The 18,625-nt window shown below is 68.9% G+C and carries 13 protein-coding genes; 3 read left to right on the forward strand and 10 right to left on the reverse strand.

What is annotated here, in order from left to right:
- Window positions 1-46: 46 nt before the first annotated feature.
- Window positions 47-1,003, forward strand: coding sequence for a prolyl aminopeptidase (gene pip / locus EO081_RS07175; protein ID WP_129341160.1), 957 nt, complete (start codon window positions 47-49; stop codon window positions 1,001-1,003).
- Window positions 1,004-1,156: 153 nt separating this feature from the next.
- Here pip and EO081_RS07180 read toward each other — a convergent pair whose 3' ends face one another.
- The 10 genes from EO081_RS07180 to EO081_RS07225 form a co-directional block, all read right to left on the reverse strand.
- Window positions 1,157-1,363: a hypothetical protein gene (locus EO081_RS07180; RefSeq protein ID WP_129341161.1), complete on the reverse strand. Its 207-nt coding sequence runs from the start codon at window positions 1,361-1,363 to the stop codon at window positions 1,157-1,159.
- A gap of 48 nt (window positions 1,364-1,411) precedes the next feature.
- Window positions 1,412-2,233 (reverse strand): glycoside hydrolase family 16 protein, encoded by an 822-nt coding sequence (locus EO081_RS07185; protein WP_240697571.1) that lies wholly within the window; start codon window positions 2,231-2,233, stop codon window positions 1,412-1,414.
- A gap of 89 nt (window positions 2,234-2,322) precedes the next feature.
- Entirely contained in the window at window positions 2,323-2,910 is a 588-nt protein-coding gene (locus EO081_RS07190) for an alpha/beta hydrolase (protein WP_129341163.1), read from the reverse strand.
- A 78-nt stretch (window positions 2,911-2,988) separates the two neighbouring features.
- On the reverse strand, window positions 2,989-3,669 hold the full coding sequence (locus EO081_RS07195) for an RBBP9/YdeN family alpha/beta hydrolase (RefSeq protein ID WP_129341164.1): 681 nt from the start codon (window positions 3,667-3,669) through the stop codon (window positions 2,989-2,991).
- 354 nt (window positions 3,670-4,023) lie between these two features.
- Entirely contained in the window at window positions 4,024-5,085 is a 1,062-nt protein-coding gene (locus tag EO081_RS07200; protein WP_129341165.1) for a family 8 glycosyl hydrolase, read from the reverse strand.
- Complete coding sequence (bcsD, locus tag EO081_RS07205; protein WP_129341166.1) at window positions 5,075-5,539, reverse strand: cellulose biosynthesis protein BcsD; 465 nt, start codon at window positions 5,537-5,539, stop codon at window positions 5,075-5,077. The genes EO081_RS07200 and bcsD overlap by 11 nt, the downstream gene beginning before the upstream one ends.
- A complete protein-coding gene (locus tag EO081_RS07210) occupies window positions 5,536-8,952 on the reverse strand; it encodes a cellulose biosynthesis protein BcsC (RefSeq protein ID WP_129341167.1) in 3,417 nt (1,138 codons plus the stop codon). Before EO081_RS07210 ends, bcsD begins: the two co-directional genes overlap by 4 nt.
- Window positions 8,952-13,304, reverse strand: coding sequence for a UDP-forming cellulose synthase catalytic subunit (gene bcsA / locus EO081_RS07215; RefSeq protein WP_129341168.1), 4,353 nt, complete (start codon window positions 13,302-13,304; stop codon window positions 8,952-8,954). The genes EO081_RS07210 and bcsA overlap by 1 nt, the downstream gene beginning before the upstream one ends.
- Window positions 13,305-13,318: 14 nt before the next feature.
- Window positions 13,319-14,029 carry a cellulose synthase operon protein YhjQ/BcsQ gene (locus EO081_RS07220; protein WP_129341169.1) on the reverse strand — a complete coding sequence of 237 codons (711 nt, stop codon included), beginning with the start codon at window positions 14,027-14,029 and terminating at the stop codon, window positions 13,319-13,321.
- Window positions 14,026-14,397 (reverse strand): hypothetical protein, encoded by a 372-nt coding sequence (locus EO081_RS07225; RefSeq protein WP_129341170.1) that lies wholly within the window; start codon window positions 14,395-14,397, stop codon window positions 14,026-14,028. Before EO081_RS07225 ends, EO081_RS07220 begins: the two co-directional genes overlap by 4 nt.
- 229 nt (window positions 14,398-14,626) lie before the next feature.
- Between EO081_RS07225 and EO081_RS07230 the strand changes: the two genes are divergently transcribed.
- The gene (locus tag EO081_RS07230; RefSeq protein ID WP_165284532.1) at window positions 14,627-16,780 is read left to right on the forward strand and encodes a putative bifunctional diguanylate cyclase/phosphodiesterase; all 2,154 of its coding nucleotides are present in this window, start codon (window positions 14,627-14,629) and stop codon (window positions 16,778-16,780) included.
- Window positions 16,777-18,624: a sensor domain-containing diguanylate cyclase gene (locus EO081_RS07235; protein ID WP_129341172.1), complete on the forward strand. Its 1,848-nt coding sequence runs from the start codon at window positions 16,777-16,779 to the stop codon at window positions 18,622-18,624. Before EO081_RS07230 ends, EO081_RS07235 begins: the two co-directional genes overlap by 4 nt.
- Window position 18,625: the final 1 nt, after the last annotated feature.

Below are 18,625 nucleotides of genomic sequence, written 5' to 3' on the forward strand. Positions count from 1 at the left end.
GTGCACGCCGCTGGACGGCGCGGCCAGGCGACTGCAAGAACGGGGCATGACCGAACCGCTGCGCAGCCTCTACCCGCCGATCGAACCCTATGAGAGCGGCATGCTCGACGTCGGTGACGGCCACCGCGTCTATTACGAACGGTGCGGCACGCCGGGCGCCAAGCCCGCGGTGTTCCTGCACGGTGGCCCGGGCGGCGGCATTTCCGCCGACGTCCGCCGGCTGTTCGACCCGGCGCGCTATGACGTGCTGCTGTTCGACCAGCGGGGCTGCGGGCGCTCGACCCCGCACGCTTCGCTGGAGGCGAACACCACCTGGCATCTGGTCGCCGACATCGAGCGGCTGCGCCGCCAGGTTGGCGTGGACCGCTGGCTGGTGTTCGGCGGCTCCTGGGGCTCGACGCTCGCGCTCGCCTACGCCGAGACGCATCCGGAGCGGGTGAGTGAGTTGGTGCTCCGCGGCATCTTCACGCTGACCGAGCGCGAACTGCACTGGTACTATGAGTTCGGCGCTTCCGAGGTGTTCCCGGACTATTGGGAAGCATTCCAGGCGCCGATCCCGGAAGCCGAGCGCGGGAACATGCGGGGCGCGTACCGCCGACGGCTGGTGGGTGACGATGCAGAGGCGCAGATCGAAGCGGCCAAGGCGTGGAGCCTGTGGGAGGGACGCACGATCGCGCTGCTACCTGATCCGAAACTAAGCGCCGGTTTCGAGGACCCGCACTTCGCGCTCGCCTTCGCGCGGATCGAGAACCACTATTTCATGCACCATGGCTGGCTGGAGCCGGACCAGCTGATCCGCGACGCGCATCGCCTGCGCAGCATCCCGGGCACGATCGTACACGGGCGCTACGATATCGTCTGCCCGCCACGCACTGCCTGGGCGCTGCACAAGGCATGGCCGGAGGCGGACTTCCGGCTGGTCGAGGGTGCGGGCCACGCGTGGAGCGAGCCGGGAATCCTGGACCAGCTGATCCGCGCGACCGACCGCCACGCGGCGGAGTAAGCGCCCTTCCCTCTTCCTCGTACTCCGGCGCAGGCCGGGGCCCAGCGACGACGGATTCGGCGACGTCGCGCACGCTTCGGAGGCTTTCCCAACTACGCCCCGGCCTGCGCCGGGGTACAGAGAAGGGCGAACCCCGCGGTGGCTCGTCTTCGTTCAGTCGGACTTCTTCGGCGTGACCCACACCGACACCGGCACCACCACCTTGCCCGGCGCGGGCTTGCCGACCTCGACGCGGTCGGCGGTGACGAGCTCGCCGCTCTCCAGGTTGAACGAGGCCCAGGGCTTGGGCATGCGGCCGAAGGTCATGCGCTGGATGGGCTGACCGGTGGTGGTGTTCATGATCGTAGCAATGATGGGCATCGCGGGCGGATAGCGGCGGCGGCGCGCCGCTGTCCAGCCGCGATGCGATCAGTCGCCGTGCTTCCAATAGCGGACGTAGTCGACCGACATCCGCTGCGGGAGACTGGCGTCGTCGATCCCCTTTGCGCCACCCCAGTCGCCGCCCACCGCCAGGTTCAGGATCAGCGGATAGGGTCGTGTGAACGGCCATGCCGCCTTGCCACCCGGCTGATCGTTCGCGACCCGCATATAGGCGCGGCCGTCGACGCCGATGGTGATCGAATCCGGCCTCCAATCCAGCTGGTAGTTGTGAAAGGCGGTGCAGGCCGTCGCCACTTGCTTCTGGGCGCCGCGCTGCGTGCCGAGCCGATGGTTGAAGGCGCCGCTGTGCAGGGTCGCGTGGATGACGTTGGGGTCCCAGCCGACCATCTCCATGATGTCGATCTCGCCGCCGGCGGGCCAGGAGGCGTCCTCCGGAACCATCCAGATCGCGGGCCAGGCGCCGCGGCCGCAGGGGAGCTTCGCGCGCACCTCGTAGAAGCCATAGCCGAGCGTCTGGCGGGTCACGAGCTTGGCGGAGCTATAGACCTGTCCTCCCCAATCGGGGAACTTCGCCTTGGAGAGCGGCTCCCGCCGCGCCTCGATCACGAGCACGCCGTCTTCGACGCGGGTATTTTCCGGCCGGTCGGCCGCGTAATATTGCTTCTCGTTGTTGTACCAGCCGGCGGCGTTGCGGGAGGTGTCGTACCGCCAGATGCTTTGGTCGACTTTCTTGCCCGCGAATTCGTCCGCGAAACTGGCCGGGGCGGCGGGCGGCGCCATTGGCGCGTCCACGGCATAGTTGGTGGCCCCCAGCGTCGCCGCCTGAACCGCGAGCAGCATCCATTGCATCGGCATCTCCTCCGCTTCTCCGGTCTCCAACCGCCGGATACGCAGATCCTAGGCGGTACCGGCGAGACTGGGAAGCGGATGCCGGCCGTCTACTCGCTCGCGCCGAGCCCGCGAAGTGCCCGCGCGCGTTGCACGTCGTGCTCGACCACCGCAGTGGTGAAGCGCCGGAACAGGCGCTGTGCTTGCCGCCAGGAGCCGCCGACGGGCGCGGTCCGCTCGCGGGTGCGCACGAGGCCGCTGCTCCAGTCGGAAGCGATGCGCTGCAACTCCGCATCCTTCTCGTCGATCGCATCGCCGATCACCAGCGAGGAAAACGGCATCGCGATCCGGGGCGCAGCGAAGCGGCCCCGCAGATCCTCCCGCGCTTCGCCCGGCGCGAACAGCAGCGCGCCCGCGACCCGCGCGGCATAGTTGGCGGGCGAGAGTTTCGCCCACCAGCCGACGGCAAAGCAGCTGAGGCCGCTGGCGATCAGCAGCACCGACCGGTCCGACTCGGTGACTGCCCGGTCGAGCTTGGCCGCCCAGCGCGCCCGATCGGACCGCGTCGCGAAGCCTCCAGTCAGATGCCGCGCGCCTTCGGCGGGCCACCCGAGCTTCTGCCAGGCAGGCAGCGGGTCCTGCGGATCCGAAAGCGTGATGACGGAGAGATCCTCTCGCCACGTCGCCAGACTGGTCATAGGCAGCTCCCTTTCCTGTTTCGTGCGACGGCCTGCGGTCCCCTGCGCGTGCCGCCTTCCTGTTTCCCTATGCCGGCCTCACGCCGGACGTGCTTCGAAGCCGCCGAAGTCCGCGCGGCGCCGCACCTCGCGCGCGACAAGGCTGCGTGCTTCCACCGGGGCGGTGCCATGTCCCCCCGCCTCGAAGCTTTCAAGCAGGACACCGTCGAGCAGTTCCTGTCCCGCGCGCCACTCGCCGAGGCCGCTGTCGGCGTTCAGATGGCCGCGCGCGCCCGCATCGATGAACTCGCTGCCCCAGTCGGCGGCGAAACCGCGCGCACGCTCGAGCGTGATCCACGGGTCGTTCCGGGACGCGACCACGATCGAGGGAAACGGCAGCCGCAGGCGCGGCGTCGAGGCAAAGCCCTTTACCTCCGCGGGCGCCTCCGGCCGATCGACGTCCGCCGGTGCGACCAGCAGCGCGCCGACCACCGGCCCGTCCGGCAGCTGCGGCGAAAGCTCCGCCCACCAGGCGACGGCGATGCAGCCCAGGCTGTGCGCCACCAGCACCACCGGCGCCTCCGCCCGGCGGATCGCCTGGTCGAGCTTGGTCACCCAGCTGTTGCGGTGAGGGGTGTGCCACATGCCGAGATCGACCCGCACCGTATCCGGGCGGCTCTGCTCCCACAGCGTCTGCCAATGGGAGGGACCGGACCCGTTCAGGCCCGGCACCGTCAGGACGGTCGGATGCAGTGCTTCGTTCGAAGAGGAACTCGCCATCGCGCTTCTCCTGGTTCCGAGAAGAACCCTTTCACTATCACGCCTGCCAGCCGGTTCGAAGATAATCCTACTATGCAGCTGGACAATCAAGCTGCGCCCGAACGGCCTTGCCGTGCGGCCAATGCTATGCCCGTCAGGCGGAAACGCCGCCGGCGCGGGAGGGGTGCGCGGCGTCGCCGGCGTGGTAGCGCACCGGGTCGAGCATGCCCGCGCGCCGGGCGATGACGGTCGCACCAGCCCCTGCCCGGCGACGTCGATCGCAGGGCCTCCCATGTCCAGGATCGGATCGATCGCGAGCAGCAGCGCACCGCGGCAGCTCGCGCCGCAGTCCCGAACGACCGCGGGTGCTACCGCCTAGAGATAGGCGAGCGCCTGCAGCACGCTGGCGTAGTAATCGGCCTGCGGGGTTGGCGCCGGCAGCGGCTGCCCCAGCAGGCGACGTACGCCCACCATTGCCCCGCTGGAGAGGGCGAAGGGCGCGGTCTGCCCCGTGCGGACGTCGACCCAGGCGGGAATTGGCCCCGCACCGAAACCGCGCCAGAAGCGCGCGATCGTGTCCGCCTTGGCGCCGCGACCGGCCATCGCAAGATAGAGCGGCACGCGCACCGCGTCGAAGCCGAACCGCGGGTCGCGGCCCGGCGTCGGCGACATGCTGCCGTCCGGCGCCACGTCCACCCAGTCGGTGGGCAGCCCATGCTGGCCGAACCGCGCGCGGGCGATCAGCGCCTCACCCCCCTTGATGACGGCGCCCCATTTCTTGTCGCCGTCCGCCGCCCGGAAGCGTTCAAGCGCGGGCCAGACGTAATAGGAAGGGTTGAGCGTGAGCCGGCCCTGCTGCTCGAAGCCGGTGCCGCCGGGAACCAGGAAGAGGTCGTTGCCGACCTGCCGCAGCATGGTGTCGTGCAACGCGTTGCGGATGGCCGCGGCCCGCTCGGCCAGGAAGCGCTCGCGCCAACGGTCCGCACCGATCATCAGCCCCCAGGCGATCAGCATGTCGCCGTCGGTGGCGTTGTTCGGATCGCCGACAGGCTGGGCGGCATTGGGATCGTAGCGCCAGGAATAGAGCGGGTCGCTGCTGCGCGTCAGGGTCTTCTCGGTCCAGGCGAGGATGCGATCAAAGGCGTCGCGGTCGCCTGCCGTGGCGGAAAGGACGAGCGCATACCCCTGCCCTTCCGTGTGGCTGACGCCGTTGTTGCCGGTGTCGATCACCCGGCCGTCCGGCTGCACGAAGCTGCCCTTGAAGCCGGTCCAGAGCGACGGGATCAGGGCGGGGTTGCCGCCGGTCACCGAGGGCGTCTTGCGCGGTGCCGCTGCATTGCCGGCGGTGTCGTGGCCATTGTCCGCCGCGCGCCCCGAGCATGCGACAACGAAGCTGCTGCCGGCACCGAGCAGCAGCGCACGTCGATCAAGCACCATAGAAGAATTCCACGCTCCGTTCGCTTGAACCGATGACACGCGTGCGGATGCTCGCACCGCCGCCGAGTTGGCCGAGCCAGTGATCGTAGATGCCGGAGAGCACCGCTACCGTCGTCTCGTGCCAGCGGCCCTCGTCCATGCCGGAGGGTGCCAGCGGCAAGTCGGAATGCTCGATCTGCAGCCCTCCTCGTGCGAAGCGCAGCACCGCCCTGCCCCAACCGCTTTCGGCCCAGAAGGCGTTCATCGCGGCGAAGATCTCGTCGTTGGAATGCGCCTCGCTGAGTGGATAGGCGCGCGCGATCCGGGCGCCAATGGCACGGAAGAAGGCCTGCGCCTGCACCGGCTCCGCCACCTCCCACGCCTCGTCGACCATGTGGCACGCGAGCATGACCGGGGGCTGAAGCCCGGCTTCTGACGCATCAAGCCGCCAAGGCATCAGCATCGGCTTGCTCACTTGTCGCCTCCCAACGTCTGTTTGATACCTACCGAGGTACGAACTTCGTTGTATTGGCCAAAAGTGTTAACATTGATGTCACCACCCACGCGGGTGCTGCCGGCGAGCCCGTAGTAGACGGATGCACCTGCGGCGAGGCCGAAGCCGGTGTCGCTGAGACTGTCATAGCGCGCCCGCACGTCGGTATTCCGGGCCTTTAGCTGCTCCAGAACCGTCTGCGCGCCCGGATCGGTCGGATAGAGCGGCGCCTCGTCCTGGTCGTAGCTCTGGTAGCCGGGCGCCGCGTTGGCGCTGATCTCGAAACGGTCGGTGTTCATGGCGAAGCGCACCGGGAAGCTCACGCTGAAGAAGCTCTGCGGGCTGAAGTACCCGCCGTGCCCGTAGCTGAAGTAGTTCTGATTGTTCCCGAACGTCTGGTAGTTCGCATTGATCCCGACGGTCAGCGAAGAACGCGTATCCCGGTAGGCGCGCGTGTAGCCGCCGGCGTTGAACTGCATGGAGTGGTTGTCGCGCACGCCGGTGCCGTCATAATGGTGCCAGGCGCCATCCACATAGGCGCCGGTGCCGTCACGATCCCACGACAGCGAAGCGCCGCCGCCGGTCCGCATCACCGAGCCCCAGAAATCCCCCGTCACCGGATCGATCGTACCGGCATAGGAGACGATGCTGTCCGTCACCGGCCGGCGCTCGGCCCAGATCCGCCCGCTCGCCTGCGGCGAGAAGCGCGGGGTCAGTGCGACACCGCCCGCAGCATGGCGCTTGGCGAAGCCCAGCGGCGTGGTGCCCACGTCCGCCTGGACGAGATCGCCCTCGTAGGTGGCGGCCACCGCGACCCCGGCGTCGTGCTGGGTAGCCGCCTGCGTCAGCTGCGACGGCTGCTGGGCGACGATCCCTTGCGCTTCGGCGGTGCCGTTGCGCCCGAAGCGGGCAAGGCCGGAGCCAGTTGGACGGCCCGAGTCGAGCACGACCGCCTGCGCCTGCACGCCGAGGCGGCCGCCGGCAAAGCCGGTCGAAACCTTTGCAGTGCCGCTCAGCTCCTTGAGCGAGCTGAGCCCGGTTTCGCCCGAGCGATCCCGATAGCCGGTGGTGACTTCCGCACGAGGTGCGCTGCTCGCGGCGAGCCGGCGCATGTCGGCCTCGATGCCCTGGAGCACCGGATCGCCGCCTTGTGCGGCCATCTGGGGTGCCGGGCCGGGCGAGCCGGGAGCGCCGGGCATCCAGCCCTGTGGTACCGCCGCAGCGCCACCCGCCGCGTAGGGGGCGGCATAGCCGTCGGACCGTGGCGAAGTGGCGAAGGGCGACCCGGGCGCGCCACCGACCGGGGCGAGGGCCACCGGCGCCGCAGACGCGGTCTGTACACCGCCCGAGCCGAAGGCGAACGGATTGCTGCCCGAAGCGACCGGAGCGAAGGGATTGGTCGCGACCGTTGGCTGCGCCATCTGCGCGAACGGGTTGCCGGCAAACGGGTTGGCACCGCCGGCACCCGCCTGCCCCACATAGAGGGTGCGCGCCTGCTGGAGATATTTGCGCGCAGCACCATCGTCCCCGCGCGCCTGCTCGACGCGTGCCGCGGCAAGATAGGTGCGATAGTCGCCGGGCGCGGCGCGGATCGCCTGCCGGGCCGCCTCGCGCGCTGCGCCGTGCTCGCCGGCCGAAGACGCCGTCTCGGCAAAGCCGATCAGCGCATCCCGATTGTTCGGGTCCTTGGCCAGGATCATGCGATAGGTCTGCGCCGCCTGCGCGTTCAGCCCGCCGGTCTGGTAGAGCCGGCCGAGCGAGGCGAGCACGTCCGTGTCGCCGGGCGTCGATGCCCAGGCCTGCTGCAGCACGTCGAAGGCGGGCGCGTACTGGCCGGCCAGCCGCAGCCGGTCGGCCCGCGCGACGGCCATCGCAGAGCGCAGGGTCGCCACCGTCTGCATCCCCTGCGCGGTCCCGCCGGCGAGCTGGGTCGCGCGCGACAGCGCTTCCTCGGCCGCCATGTCCTGGCCGGTCGCCGCAAGGACGCGAACGATCGGGTCATAGGCCTCGGCAGACGCCACGGGCATGCCCGCAGCGCGCTGCGCGAGCATCGAGGCGGTCTGGGTGTCGCCCAATTCGAAGAGGGCAGTCGCGATGGTGGCCGTCTGCGCCGCCGGGAGGCCGGGCATATCGGCGATCTGGCGGAGCGACTGGAGGGCGGTCTGCTGCTGCCCCTGCGCACCCAGCGCGCGGGCGCGGGTGACCGCGGCCTCGGCGCGCAGGCCAAGCACGAAGCCGTTCATCTCCTCGCTGCGCGACCCTTCCGGAATGCGCGCCATCAGCGTCTCGGCCGCACCCAGTTGACCGGACTGCTGGGCGAACAGCGCCGCGGCGTAGAGCGACTCCGGAGCCGCCGATTGGGCGAGCGGGCCGATGATCGTGGTCGCGTCCATCGGCCGGCGCTGGTCGCGCAGGAACCGGGCATAGTCGTAGCGCAGCCAGGGATCGTTCGGATCGAGCGAGATGGCCCGGTCGTAGAGCTGCTGTGCCTGGCCTGGACGGCCGGCGGCCACCTCCGCCTGTGCCTGGGCGCGGATCGCGCTTACCCGCAGTGCGCCTACCTGGGCGCCCCCGCTCGCGCGTGCGGCCTGGGTGTAGAGATTGGCGGCGTCCGCATAGCGGCCCTGCTGCTGGTAGATCCGTGCAAGCAGCTCGGTTGCGGTCTGCGCGGCGGGATTGTCGCTGCGCGACAGGCGCTCGGCCGTCGCCTGCGCCTCCGCGACGCGCCCCGCGTCGAAGTCGGCCTGTGCCGCGCGGAGATCCGCAAAGAAGCTCGCCGACTGGAGCGCCTCCGCCCAGCGGCTGCCGTTGCCGCGGCGCGAGGCGCGCTGAAGCAGATCGCGGGCTTCCGCAAAGCGTTCGCGCCGCAGTTCGACGAGGCCGAGGCCGCCCAGCGCGTCGCCGTCGTTCGGCGAACGCTTGAGGGCGCTGCGGAACAGTGTCTCCGCGCGATCGAGATTCCCGTTGTCGAGCGCGACGAATCCGGCTGCGCGCGCATCGCCGCCGGCATCGCGGGATGGCGGGGGCGCTGCCGGACGACGCGGGGCGGCGGGTGCGGCGGGAACCGGAGCGGCCGGCGCGGGCCGCGCCGCAGGCTGCTGCGGCTTGGGCTGCGGACGTGCTGCGGGGGGTTTGGCCGGTGCAGGCGCAGGCGCCGGTGCGGGGGAGGCCGCAGGACCTGCCACGCCGCGCTTCGCCGTGGCATTGTTGGGGTCGATCGCGAGGACGCGGCGATATGCCTGGAGGGCAAGGTCGCGGCGACCGCGACCCTCCCAATACTTCGCCTGGCGAAGCAGTGCCGGCACGGCATCCGCCTGCGCCTGGACCGCCACGGGGGGCGCCATCGTGACGAGGACGGCGCCGCTCAGCAGCCACTGCAAGGATCGGGTTCGCATCACTTTTCCACCGCTTGGAGCCGCTTGCGCTCCTGTCGCTTGAGCAGGAAATAGGCAGGCCAGGACAACAGGATCGCGGCCAGGATGCCGGCAAACGCCAGCAGCCAGGGACGCTGGCTGGTCCAATAGGCCGCCTTCATCCAGAAGGGCAGCGCGCCGACCCAGTAGCGATCACCGACCGCGAAGCTGGCCATGTCGTCGCCCGTGAAGATCGAGAGATCGCCCTGGACCGCCGCGTTGATCTTCACGTCGGCCAGGCCTGCAACCATCTGGGGCAGGTTCAACGGATCGTTCGCCAGCAGCGCCACCACGGTGCGATCGCTGTCGAACGGCGACTGGAAGCTCACGATCCCGCTGAAGTTGTCGGTGCTGTAGAGCGCCTCCCCCACCGACTCCTCGGCGTCACGGCTATCGGGGGAGACGAACTGGACCGCGCGCATGATCGCGTTCCGCTTGCGCACTTGCAGGCGGCCGTTCTGATACTGGACCGGCGCGTCCGCGAAGAGCGAGCCGCTGGCGAGCTTCATGTCACCGACCACGAGCACGTTCTTGCCGGTCGCGCGGTCAGCCGCGCCGTCGGTGATCACCGTCACCTGCGTGGCGGCGGCGCCGGTAGAGTCCCCGAGGCGCCCCATCACCGCCAGCAGCGCCTCGACCGTCGCCGGGGCCGGATTGGCGCCGACCATCACCACCGTCTCGCCCAGGTCCGGGCGAATGGTGAAGGGATAGCCCGCACCGGCAAAGGTCGCGAGGTCCGGCATGCGGATGGCGTGATAGGCGTGACCGAGATCGATCGTGCTTTCCGGCAGGATGCTGACCCGGACGTTGTCCGGAAGCGTGCCTTCGCAGCGCTTCTTGTCGGCGACGATCAGGTTGTAGTCGAGGATCAGCTGGTTCTGCCCGAACAGGTTGTAGTCGGGCAGCACGATGTCGGCGGTCGACGTGTAGGATTCCGCCGCATCATCACCCGTCAGGCGCCGCCACCAGGAGGCGCCGCGCAGCGGCTCCGTACCGAGATACTGGTTGTTGATCGAGATATCGAGCCGCGAGGCGCGGCGGTCGAGCCACGGCGCCCCCGGGTAGCGATAGTGCAGCCGCAGGTCGCCGCCCTGACGCGGCCAGAAGAACAGATCCGGCGCGACGCGGAAGGACGTCGTAAGCGGCCCCGGCGGCAGTCCCTGCCCCTGAAGCGCATAGGCCTGAGTGAACTCGCCGAGTTCCACCGGGCGATCGGTCCGCAGCCAGCGCGGCGCGCTGTAGCGCGGCATCGACGGGATGCGCACGCCGGCAAAGGATGCGGTCGTTCCGCCGGCCAGCCCACGGCTGAGCGCCAGGGCCGCAGCCGCCTGCTTCAGTTCGCGGTCGTCGCGTCCCATCACCAGCAGCAGGGTGCCAGATGGATCGGCCGGGTTGCGGACCACGGAGGCCGAGGGCCCCTGGATGTTGCCGCCGAAGTTGCCCATCCGGCGCGTGTTGGTCAGGAACAGCACGGCATTGCCGCGCGGCAGCTGATTGTACCGTGGCGGGAAGGAAAAGCCGCGGTAGCTGGCAAGGCTGCCGAACCAGGAAGCGAGCGCAGAGGCCGCCTCCAGTTCACCGGCCGTCGGCGTGCTCAGGAACACGAACGGCAGGTTGAGCGCACGGGGATCGGCGCGATCGACGAACGGCGCCGGCCAGCGCGAGAGATTGGGGTTGAGCGGCAGCGGCTGGACGGAGAGATCCAGATAGGTGCGCGTGTTGCTGATGTTCGCCCACAGCGAGCTGTGGAACGGGTCCTCGCAGTCGCGGGCGTAATGGCCCAGGAACCGCAGGTTGAGGCGGTTCTCCCCCGGCAGGAAAAGCGCCGGATCCACCGCGAACGTCAGCTGGGTCCCGCCTGCAGCCTCGCGCACCAGCGGAATGGTGCGGACCGTCTCACCGTTGACCAGCACCACCATCTGGCTGAGGTCGCCGAGCAGCGCGGGCGAATAGGCGAAAGTCAGTGTCATCGTCGCTGCGGTGACGACCGCGTCGGAGCGCACGCCGAACGGAATGCCGATCTCGCCATGGGTGCTCCCCAGACGGATCGGCTGGCGCTGCTGCAGGTCGCGCAGCGTCAGGCGGATCTGGCGCGCCGTGCCGTCGGCAGCGGGAGCGACAGCCGCCTCGGCGGTCTCCGGCGCCACCTGTGCCCGGGCAACTTCCGGAGGCAGCATCGCCGCACCGACCACGGCAAGCGCCAACGCGGCAGCAGCCTTGATCGGCGCCGGGGTACCGGCCGCCATGTTCTTGGGCTCCCGCCGGAAGATGTTGCCCAGCGTGCCGACGCCGATCGCGGTGATATGCGCGAGCGAACGGAAGCCGGAGACGGTCGGGTGCGGCCCCTCGGGCTGCCAGGCATCCGCGCGGCCCATCACCGAACGCACCAGCAGGCGGACCCGGTCGGGCGACAGCTCGGGAAAACGAAGAAACGCATTCGATCCACGGGTTCGCATCGTCTCCACCGGCAGTGTCAGCATGTCGTCTCCCATCGGCAGGGCAACGTCAGTCACCGTTCGCCCTGTCAGCGATACGCCTTCAGGAAGCGTGAGCGACAGACCGCCCAGCGACACGTCATTGGTTGTCCCGTCGAGTACGTAGCCATCGTCGAGGTACACAGTCACCGGCAGCTTCACCGGTAGCCGGATGTGCTGGCGCGTCTGGCGCCGCTCGCGCGCGACCGACACGGCCGCAAGCAGAATGACCACGCTGAACAGCGCCCAGGCGGTGTTGAGGAACAGCGTGTCCAGCTGCACGTCGAACTCGCCCGGGAACAGCAGCCGCCGCGCGAAGCCGAAGGCGATGCCGAAGAGCAGCAGGCCGATAGTGATCAGGTGCGGCTTGACCGTGGCGAAATCGAAATAGGTGCGGTCGAGCAGGCTGCCCTTGTCCGTCACGTTGAACTTGCCCTCGTGCGGGCGGAACAGCGTGTAGACCGTCGGCTTGACGAGGTGGAAGGCAAGCAGGGTCTCGTAGATCTCGCCCCAGAACGGACGGCGCTCGCCGCCCTGGATGCGCTCGCTGGACTGCATCGCCAGGAACAGGTGCGGCGCGGCATAGGCAAAGATCAGCCCGGCCGAGGCGTGGATGATGTTCGCGCCGGCAAGCAGATAGGCCAGCGGCGAGGTCAGGAACACGATCCGCGGCAACGGAAACTGGAAATGCAGCATCGCGTTGATGTAGCAAAGCCGCTGCTGCCACTTCAGGCCGGGGCCGAACAACGGATTGTCGATGCGCATGATCTGCGTCATGCCGCGCGCCCAGCGGATGCGCTGGCCGATGTGGAGGACCAGCCGCTCGGTCGCGAGGCCGGCCGACAGGCGCGCGCCGATGTAGGCGGTGTTCCAGCCCATGCGCTGCAGCTTGAGCGCGGTGTGCGCGTCCTCGGTCACCGTCTCGCCGGCGAAGCCATTGGTCTGCATCAGTGCCTCGCGGCGGATGATCGCGCACGAGCCGCAGAAGAAGGTCGCGTTCCACAGATCGTTGCCGCGCTGCACCGCGCCGTAGAAGAGGTCCCCCTCCCCCGGCATGTCGGCGGCGCCGGCCAGGTTTCGCTGCACGGGGTCGGGCGAATAGAAGTGGTGCGGCGTCTGCAACAGCGCGAGCTTGGCATCCTTCTGGAACCAGCCGACCGTCAGCTGCAGGAAGGCGCGGGTCGGCACGTGGTCGCAGTCGAAGATCGCGATCAGCTCGCCCTCCGTCTTGCGGAGCGCGGCGTTCATGTTGCCCGCCTTGGCGTGGAGATTGTCGGTGCGGGTCAGATAGCCGCAGCCGACCTGCCGGGCCATCGCCCGGAACTCCGGCCGGCGACCATCGTCCAGGATGAACACCCGGAAGCGGTCCCGCGGATAGTCCATGTCCATCGCCGCATAGGCGGTGTTGCGGACGATCTCGAGGCTCTCGTTGTAGGTCGGGATGTAGAGGTCGACCATCGGCCAGGTGTCGGGCGTCCCCTCGATCTCGATCACCGGCCGATCGAGCGGCCAGCTGGTCTGGAGGAAGCCGAGCACCAGGATCACCCAGGCATAGACCTCGGCCAGGTAGAGCCCGGTGCCCAGCAGCATCTCCGGAATCGAGTCGAACTCCAGCGTCGTCGTCGTCCGCCAGATCAGGTAGCGCGTCGACATCAGCAACGAGAGCGCCGCAATCGCAAGCGTGCCCCGCCGCGACTTGTTGCGCCCGATCAGCAGCGCCCCGATGATGGTGGTGCCGGCGAAGATCCATTGCGTGCGGAAGTCGAGCGGAATCAGAAGCACCCCGATCACCGCCACCAGAACGGGAACGGCAATCAGCACACGCGCCACGCGCGACATCCGCGAGGCGGGCTCCGTCATCGCCGCCCCTTGGCTCATGCAGCGGCGTCCTGCAAGCGCCCGCCGGGCGTGAGGCCGCAGCGCGCGATCACCGTCTCCGTCAGCTTCTCGACATCCGTGAGGGCCGCACTGGCCGGCGCGAAGGTGGCGAGCGGCTTCATGGCAGCCAGCGCCTCCATCACCGCCTCGTCGCGACGCACCGTGCCGAGCAGCTGATCCCCCAGCAGCGTGCGAACCAGCTTGTGGATGTCATTCGACAGGCGGCGGCGATCGTCCATCTGATTGAGGACAAAGGCGGTGCGCGTGAGCGACAGGACCGAGGTCAAGGCATCGACCTTGGTCAGCGAGGCCAGCGCCAGCGGCGACGGCGCCAACGTGCAGATCTCCAATGCGGCATGCGGCAGCAGGCGGTCGCGCAGCTGCGCGCCCGCCGTGCCGAGGTCGACGAGGCAGACCTTCCCCTTCGCGCAACGGGCGAGCAGCTGGTCAGCCACGTGTTCCACGTCCTGCTCAGGATATGCCTGGAACAGCTCGACGCCGGCGATGGCATCCGGTGTCGCGTCGGCGTCCAGCATTTCCAGCGTCTGCGCAGGCGACAGGCCGAAATAGAGCTTCAGCGCCTCCTGGGTGGTGCAGTCCACGGCCGAAACATCATGCCCCCGCCCCGCCAGGGCGATCGCCAGCCGGGCCGTCAAGAACGTGGTGCCCACACCGCCCTTGGGCGAGCGCATCAGGATCATGGTCATGCGCGGCCTTTCCCGAGCTCATGGAGGAAGTTGCGGAGGTCGGGCTCGCGGGGCGGTTCCGGCGGCTTCGGGGCCGGTGCCGCTGCACGGCCATATCGACCGAACAGGCCGGCGGTCGGACGGGCCTCGGCCTCGGCGGAAGGAGTGCGCAAGGCGGCGGGCGCGGCTTCCTGGGCTTCGGGCTGCGCGCGGTCGGCAGCGGCCTGCACCGGCTCGGACTGGTCGCGGTTCCCGACGATTCGGGGATCACGAAGCAGCGTCTGAAACAGCGGCCACAGCTCGATTTCCTCGGCGACGGCCGTGAAGTCCTGATATTCGAGATAATGCCGATCCAGTCGATCGAGCAGCGTTTTCGCGTCCTGCCGCATGGCTGTCCCCTTGTTCAGCTCGGCACCTACGGCAAGATAGTTAACGAAGAATATTTCTTAGCGGCCCTGCCAGGGTTTTGCCACGGAGCACACCGATTTCTTCGTTGCGGCGCGGGTCGTGCAGAGTTGGCCCGTCAGGAACCCTGTGCCATCCGACCCATTTCAGAGCGGTGTACTCAGTTCTTAACTATTCCCGCGTACCGATGGGGCACCTTGTTGGGGTGTGCGTGTGAGACGAGCGAAGATTAGTGTAGACGAAGGGGCGCGGCTGGCTGCGGTTGCGGAATACGGCCTGAGCGACCCCAAGACGGATGCGCGTCTGCAGGAAATCGCCGGCCTGGCAGCGCGCAGGTTCGAAGCCCCCGTCGCACTGGTCACCCTCGTGCGCGAGACCGACCAGATGTTCGTGGCCGTCCTGGGCCTCCAGGAAAGCGGCACCCCCCGCGATATCTCCTTCTGCTCGCATGCGCTGGACAGCGACGACCTGCTCATCGTGCCGGACGCCACGCTGGACCCGCGCTTCTCGGGCAACCCGCTCGTTCTCGGTCCGCCCCATGTGCGCTTCTACGCGGGCGCGCCTCTCCGTTCCCCATCCGGCCATGTCGTCGGCACCCTGTGCGTGATCGACCGGCGGCCCCGCAGCGGATTCTCGGCGCGCGATCGGCAGGCGCTGCGGGCCCTGGGCGTACAGGCCGCGCAGAGGCTGGAGGAACTGCGGCTGGCGCACGCGCGGGCCGGTGGCCCGCACCGCTTCCGCCAGGCTGCGGGCGCTTCTCCCGACGCCGTCGCCTCTACCAATGCGAAGGGGCAGGTCGCCTTCTGGAACGAGGCGGCGGTGCGCCTGTTCGGCGTCCCCGCTTCCGAGGCGATGGGGCGCGACCTGGTCGAATTTCTTCCTTCGCTCCGGAACCAGCCGGATACGTCCGCGCGGCCCGACGAGCGGGTGGACGGGGATGCGCGAGGGCGAGATGGATCGCTGTTCCCGGTGGAGGTGCTGCTCCATGCCAGCCCCAGCGGGCAGGACGTCGTGGTGCGCAGCATCGAATCCCGGCGGCGGAGCGACGATCTGGCCTTCCACGCCGCCAATCGCGACACGCTGACGGGCCTGCCCAACCGGGTCGTGCTGATGGAACGGATCACCGAACATCTTGCGCGGGGCGAGCAGATCCATCTGCTGCACGTAGGCCTGGAGGGGCTTCATCACCTGGACCCGGCGGCATCGCCCGGAAGTCGCGACCTCGCGCTGCAGAAGGTCGCGCGCCGGCTCGTCGAAAGCGTCTCGCCGGCCGACACGGTGACGCGACTGGACGAGGACGAGTTCGCGATCCTGCGTCCGGCGGAAGCCGGGGAGCCTCGCTCCGCGGCATTGGTGGTGGCGGATCGTATCCTGGGGTCGCTGATTGCTCCTGTCGAAATCGGCAAGCAGCGGCTGCGTCTCCGCGCCCAGGTGGGCATCGCCTGCTTTCCCAAGCATGCCGACACTACCGACGCACTGATGGCCGCCGCCGGCGTTGCGCTGCAGGATGCCCGCCGCGAGGGACGACGGACCCGCCGGGTCTATGGGGAAACCCTGAAGCACGAGCCCCTGGAGGAAGGGGAGTCCGGCGAGACGCTGGCCCAGGCGCTCGCCCGGGGGGAGTTCGAGCTGTTCTACCAGCCGCAGGTGGATCTGGTGGACGGAAGCCTGATCGGTGCCGAAGCGTTGATCCGCTGGAACCACCCGGAACGCGGCCTGCTGATCCCGGGCGAGTTCCTCGACCAGATCGAGCACGGGCCGCTGGCGGTGGATGTCGGCACCTGGGTGCTGGAGACTGCCTGCTCCCAGGCCGTCGGATGGCGCCGGCGCGAGCCGCGGTTCCGGATGGGCGTGAACCTGTTCGAGGCACAGTTTCGCGGCCGCGACCTGGCAGGCGAGGTCCGGGCGATCCTGGACCGCACCGGCCTCAGCCCGGCCGGGCTGGAACTGGAGGTCACCGAAAAGATCATGCTTCGGAACGATGCCGCCACGCTTGAGGCATTGGTGTCGCTGCATGCTCAGGGAGTCCGCGTCGCGTTCGATGATTTCGGCACCGGCTATGCGGCGTTGAGCATGCTCAAGGCCTGCCCGCTGAACCGGCTGAAGGTGGATCGCAGCTTCGTACAGGACATCAAGAATGATGGCCCCGATGCCCTGATCGTGGCTGCGATCGCGACCCTCGGGGCGGGGCTCGGCCTGGATGTGCTCGCAGAAGGGATTGAAGACGAGGCGCAGTGGGAGTTGGTCCGTACCAGCGGCTGCCGGAGCGGCCAGGGATATCTGTTCGGTCGGCCCATGCCGGCCTCGCAATTCGAGGATTGGATGCGGCACCAAGCGTCGCCCCGGTCCAGCGAGGTGCGCGCATGAAGCTCCTCGCCTCCCTGAGCGCCCGCATCTATGCAGTCATGGCGCTCTGCGCCGTCGCCACCCTGTCGCTCGGCGGCTTGCTCCTTCACAGCAGCTACGAGTCCCGCGCCGCGTTCAATTGGGTCGGCCACTCGCAACGAGTCATCATCAGCCTGAACTCGCTGCAAGCCAATCTCGGCCAAGCCGAGTCCGGGCTTCGCGGTTACCTGATGACCGACGATGCCTCTTACTTGGCAAACTTCGACGACAACATCGCCCGTGCGGCCGCGCTTCGCGAAGCGGTGATCGAGCTCGTGCAGGACAATCCGCAGCAGTTGCGACGAGCCGAGGCGCTCCGGACGCTCGCCTCCGACAAGGCGCTGGTCATGACCCGGGCGGTGCAGCGTGGCCGGAAGGTGGGGGCAATCCAGGCGACAAATCCGGTCGCGCGGGAGCGCGGCCGATCGCTGATGGAGCAGATCAACGCCATCACCGTGGCGATGCGGGACGACGAACGCCGTCTCCTCCTCCACCGGACCGAGGCAGCGAATCAGAGCTACGAAGTGGTGCGCGTCCTCCTGTTCGTGGGCTGCCCTCTGCTCGCATTGTTGATCACGCTGCTCGCCTGGCAGATCCGCACGGGAATGACCCGGCCGCTCGAGAACCTACTCGAAGCCGTGAATCGCTTCGGTGCAGGGGACCGGGATGCCCGCGCGCGGGTGGCGGGCGGCGTCGAATTCCGCGAACTCGCCCACGCGCACAACGTCATGGCGGAGCAGCTGGCAACCGCCATCGAGCAGTCCAACATGGCGGAGGCGCAGCTCGCCCGCGCCAACGCCGAACTGGTCCAGCGCAGCCGGGCCCTGGAGACCAGGCAGAAGTCGATCGAGCTTCTGAGCGGGATGGCGCGGAGGCTGCAGGCGATCCGCGACGAGGGCGAGCTCACGACCGTGCTGGACTGTTTCCTGCCGCAGGTGCTGCCGGACGTGGCCGGCGCGCTCTACGTGCTCAACCACTCGCACAACCTGCTCGTTCGCATTTCGCGCTGGGGCGAGCCCTACGCCAATCCGGAGACGTTCCTGCCCGACCAATGTTGGGCGCTGCGGCGCGGCCAGTCGCACGAGGTCGTGCGGCCGGGAGCCGACATCGTCTGCGTGCACGCCGGTGGAAGTGTCCCGGTCGAACGCCTGTGCGAGCCGGTGATCGCGGGCGGTGAGGTCCTGGGCCTGATCTACGTAGAGGGCCTGTCGAGCCCGGAGGACCGCTTCCGGCTCGAACTGCTGATGGAGAATGTGGCGCTCGCGCTGGTGAACGAGAACCTGCGCGCCCGCCTCCGCGAACAGTCGATCCGCGATCCCCTCACCCGCCTCTTCAACCGGCGGTACCTCGAAGAAGCCATGCAGATCGAGGCCGCGCGCGCGCAGCGGACGGGCGCGCCGCTGGCCGTCGTCATGGCGGACGTCGACCATTTCAAGCGCTTCAACGACACGCATGGACACGAGGCCGGCGACGCGCTGCTGCGCGAGGTGGCCGGCCAGATCCAGTCGCACTTCCGGCATGGCGACATTGTGTGCCGCTATGGCGGTGAGGAGTTCACGGTGATCGCCCCAGGTGCGTCGCTGGAGCTGATCTGCCGCCGGGTGGACGAGCTTCGTCGCGCAGTGCGCGAGATGACGATCGAATTCCGGGGTCAGCGGCTCGGGCCCGTGACCATGTCGTTCGGCGTCGACGTCTGGAATGCTGCCGATGAGCGCTCGACGGACACGCTTATCGGAGAAGCCGACCGGGCTCTGTTCCGCGCCAAGCGGCTGGGCCGTGACCGCATCGAGGTGGTGCCGCCGCGGGTGGACGAGGCGGCGGAATAGG

This window comes from Sphingomonas desiccabilis (genome assembly GCF_004135605.1).
Classification (GTDB): domain Bacteria; phylum Pseudomonadota; class Alphaproteobacteria; order Sphingomonadales; family Sphingomonadaceae; genus Sphingomonas; species Sphingomonas desiccabilis.

Coding starts and splice junctions, on each gene's coding strand:
- pip (WP_129341160.1), top strand. CDS start 47: ATGACCGAACCGCTGCGCAGCCTCTACCCGCCGATCGAACCCTATGAG.
- EO081_RS07180 (WP_129341161.1), bottom strand. CDS start 1,363: ATGCCCATCATTGCTACGATCATGAACACCACCACCGGTCAGCCCATC.
- EO081_RS07185 (WP_240697571.1), bottom strand. CDS start 2,233: ATGCAATGGATGCTGCTCGCGGTTCAGGCGGCGACGCTGGGGGCCACC.
- EO081_RS07190 (WP_129341163.1), bottom strand. CDS start 2,910: ATGACCAGTCTGGCGACGTGGCGAGAGGATCTCTCCGTCATCACGCTT.
- EO081_RS07195 (WP_129341164.1), bottom strand. CDS start 3,669: ATGGCGAGTTCCTCTTCGAACGAAGCACTGCATCCGACCGTCCTGACG.
- EO081_RS07200 (WP_129341165.1), bottom strand. CDS start 5,085: ATGGTGCTTGATCGACGTGCGCTGCTGCTCGGTGCCGGCAGCAGCTTC.
- EO081_RS07210 (WP_129341167.1), bottom strand. CDS start 8,952: ATGCGAACCCGATCCTTGCAGTGGCTGCTGAGCGGCGCCGTCCTCGTC.
- bcsA (WP_129341168.1), bottom strand. CDS start 13,304: ATGACGGAGCCCGCCTCGCGGATGTCGCGCGTGGCGCGTGTGCTGATT.
- EO081_RS07220 (WP_129341169.1), bottom strand. CDS start 14,029: ATGACCATGATCCTGATGCGCTCGCCCAAGGGCGGTGTGGGCACCACG.
- EO081_RS07225 (WP_129341170.1), bottom strand. CDS start 14,397: ATGCGGCAGGACGCGAAAACGCTGCTCGATCGACTGGATCGGCATTAT.
- EO081_RS07235 (WP_129341172.1), top strand. CDS start 16,777: ATGAAGCTCCTCGCCTCCCTGAGCGCCCGCATCTATGCAGTCATGGCG.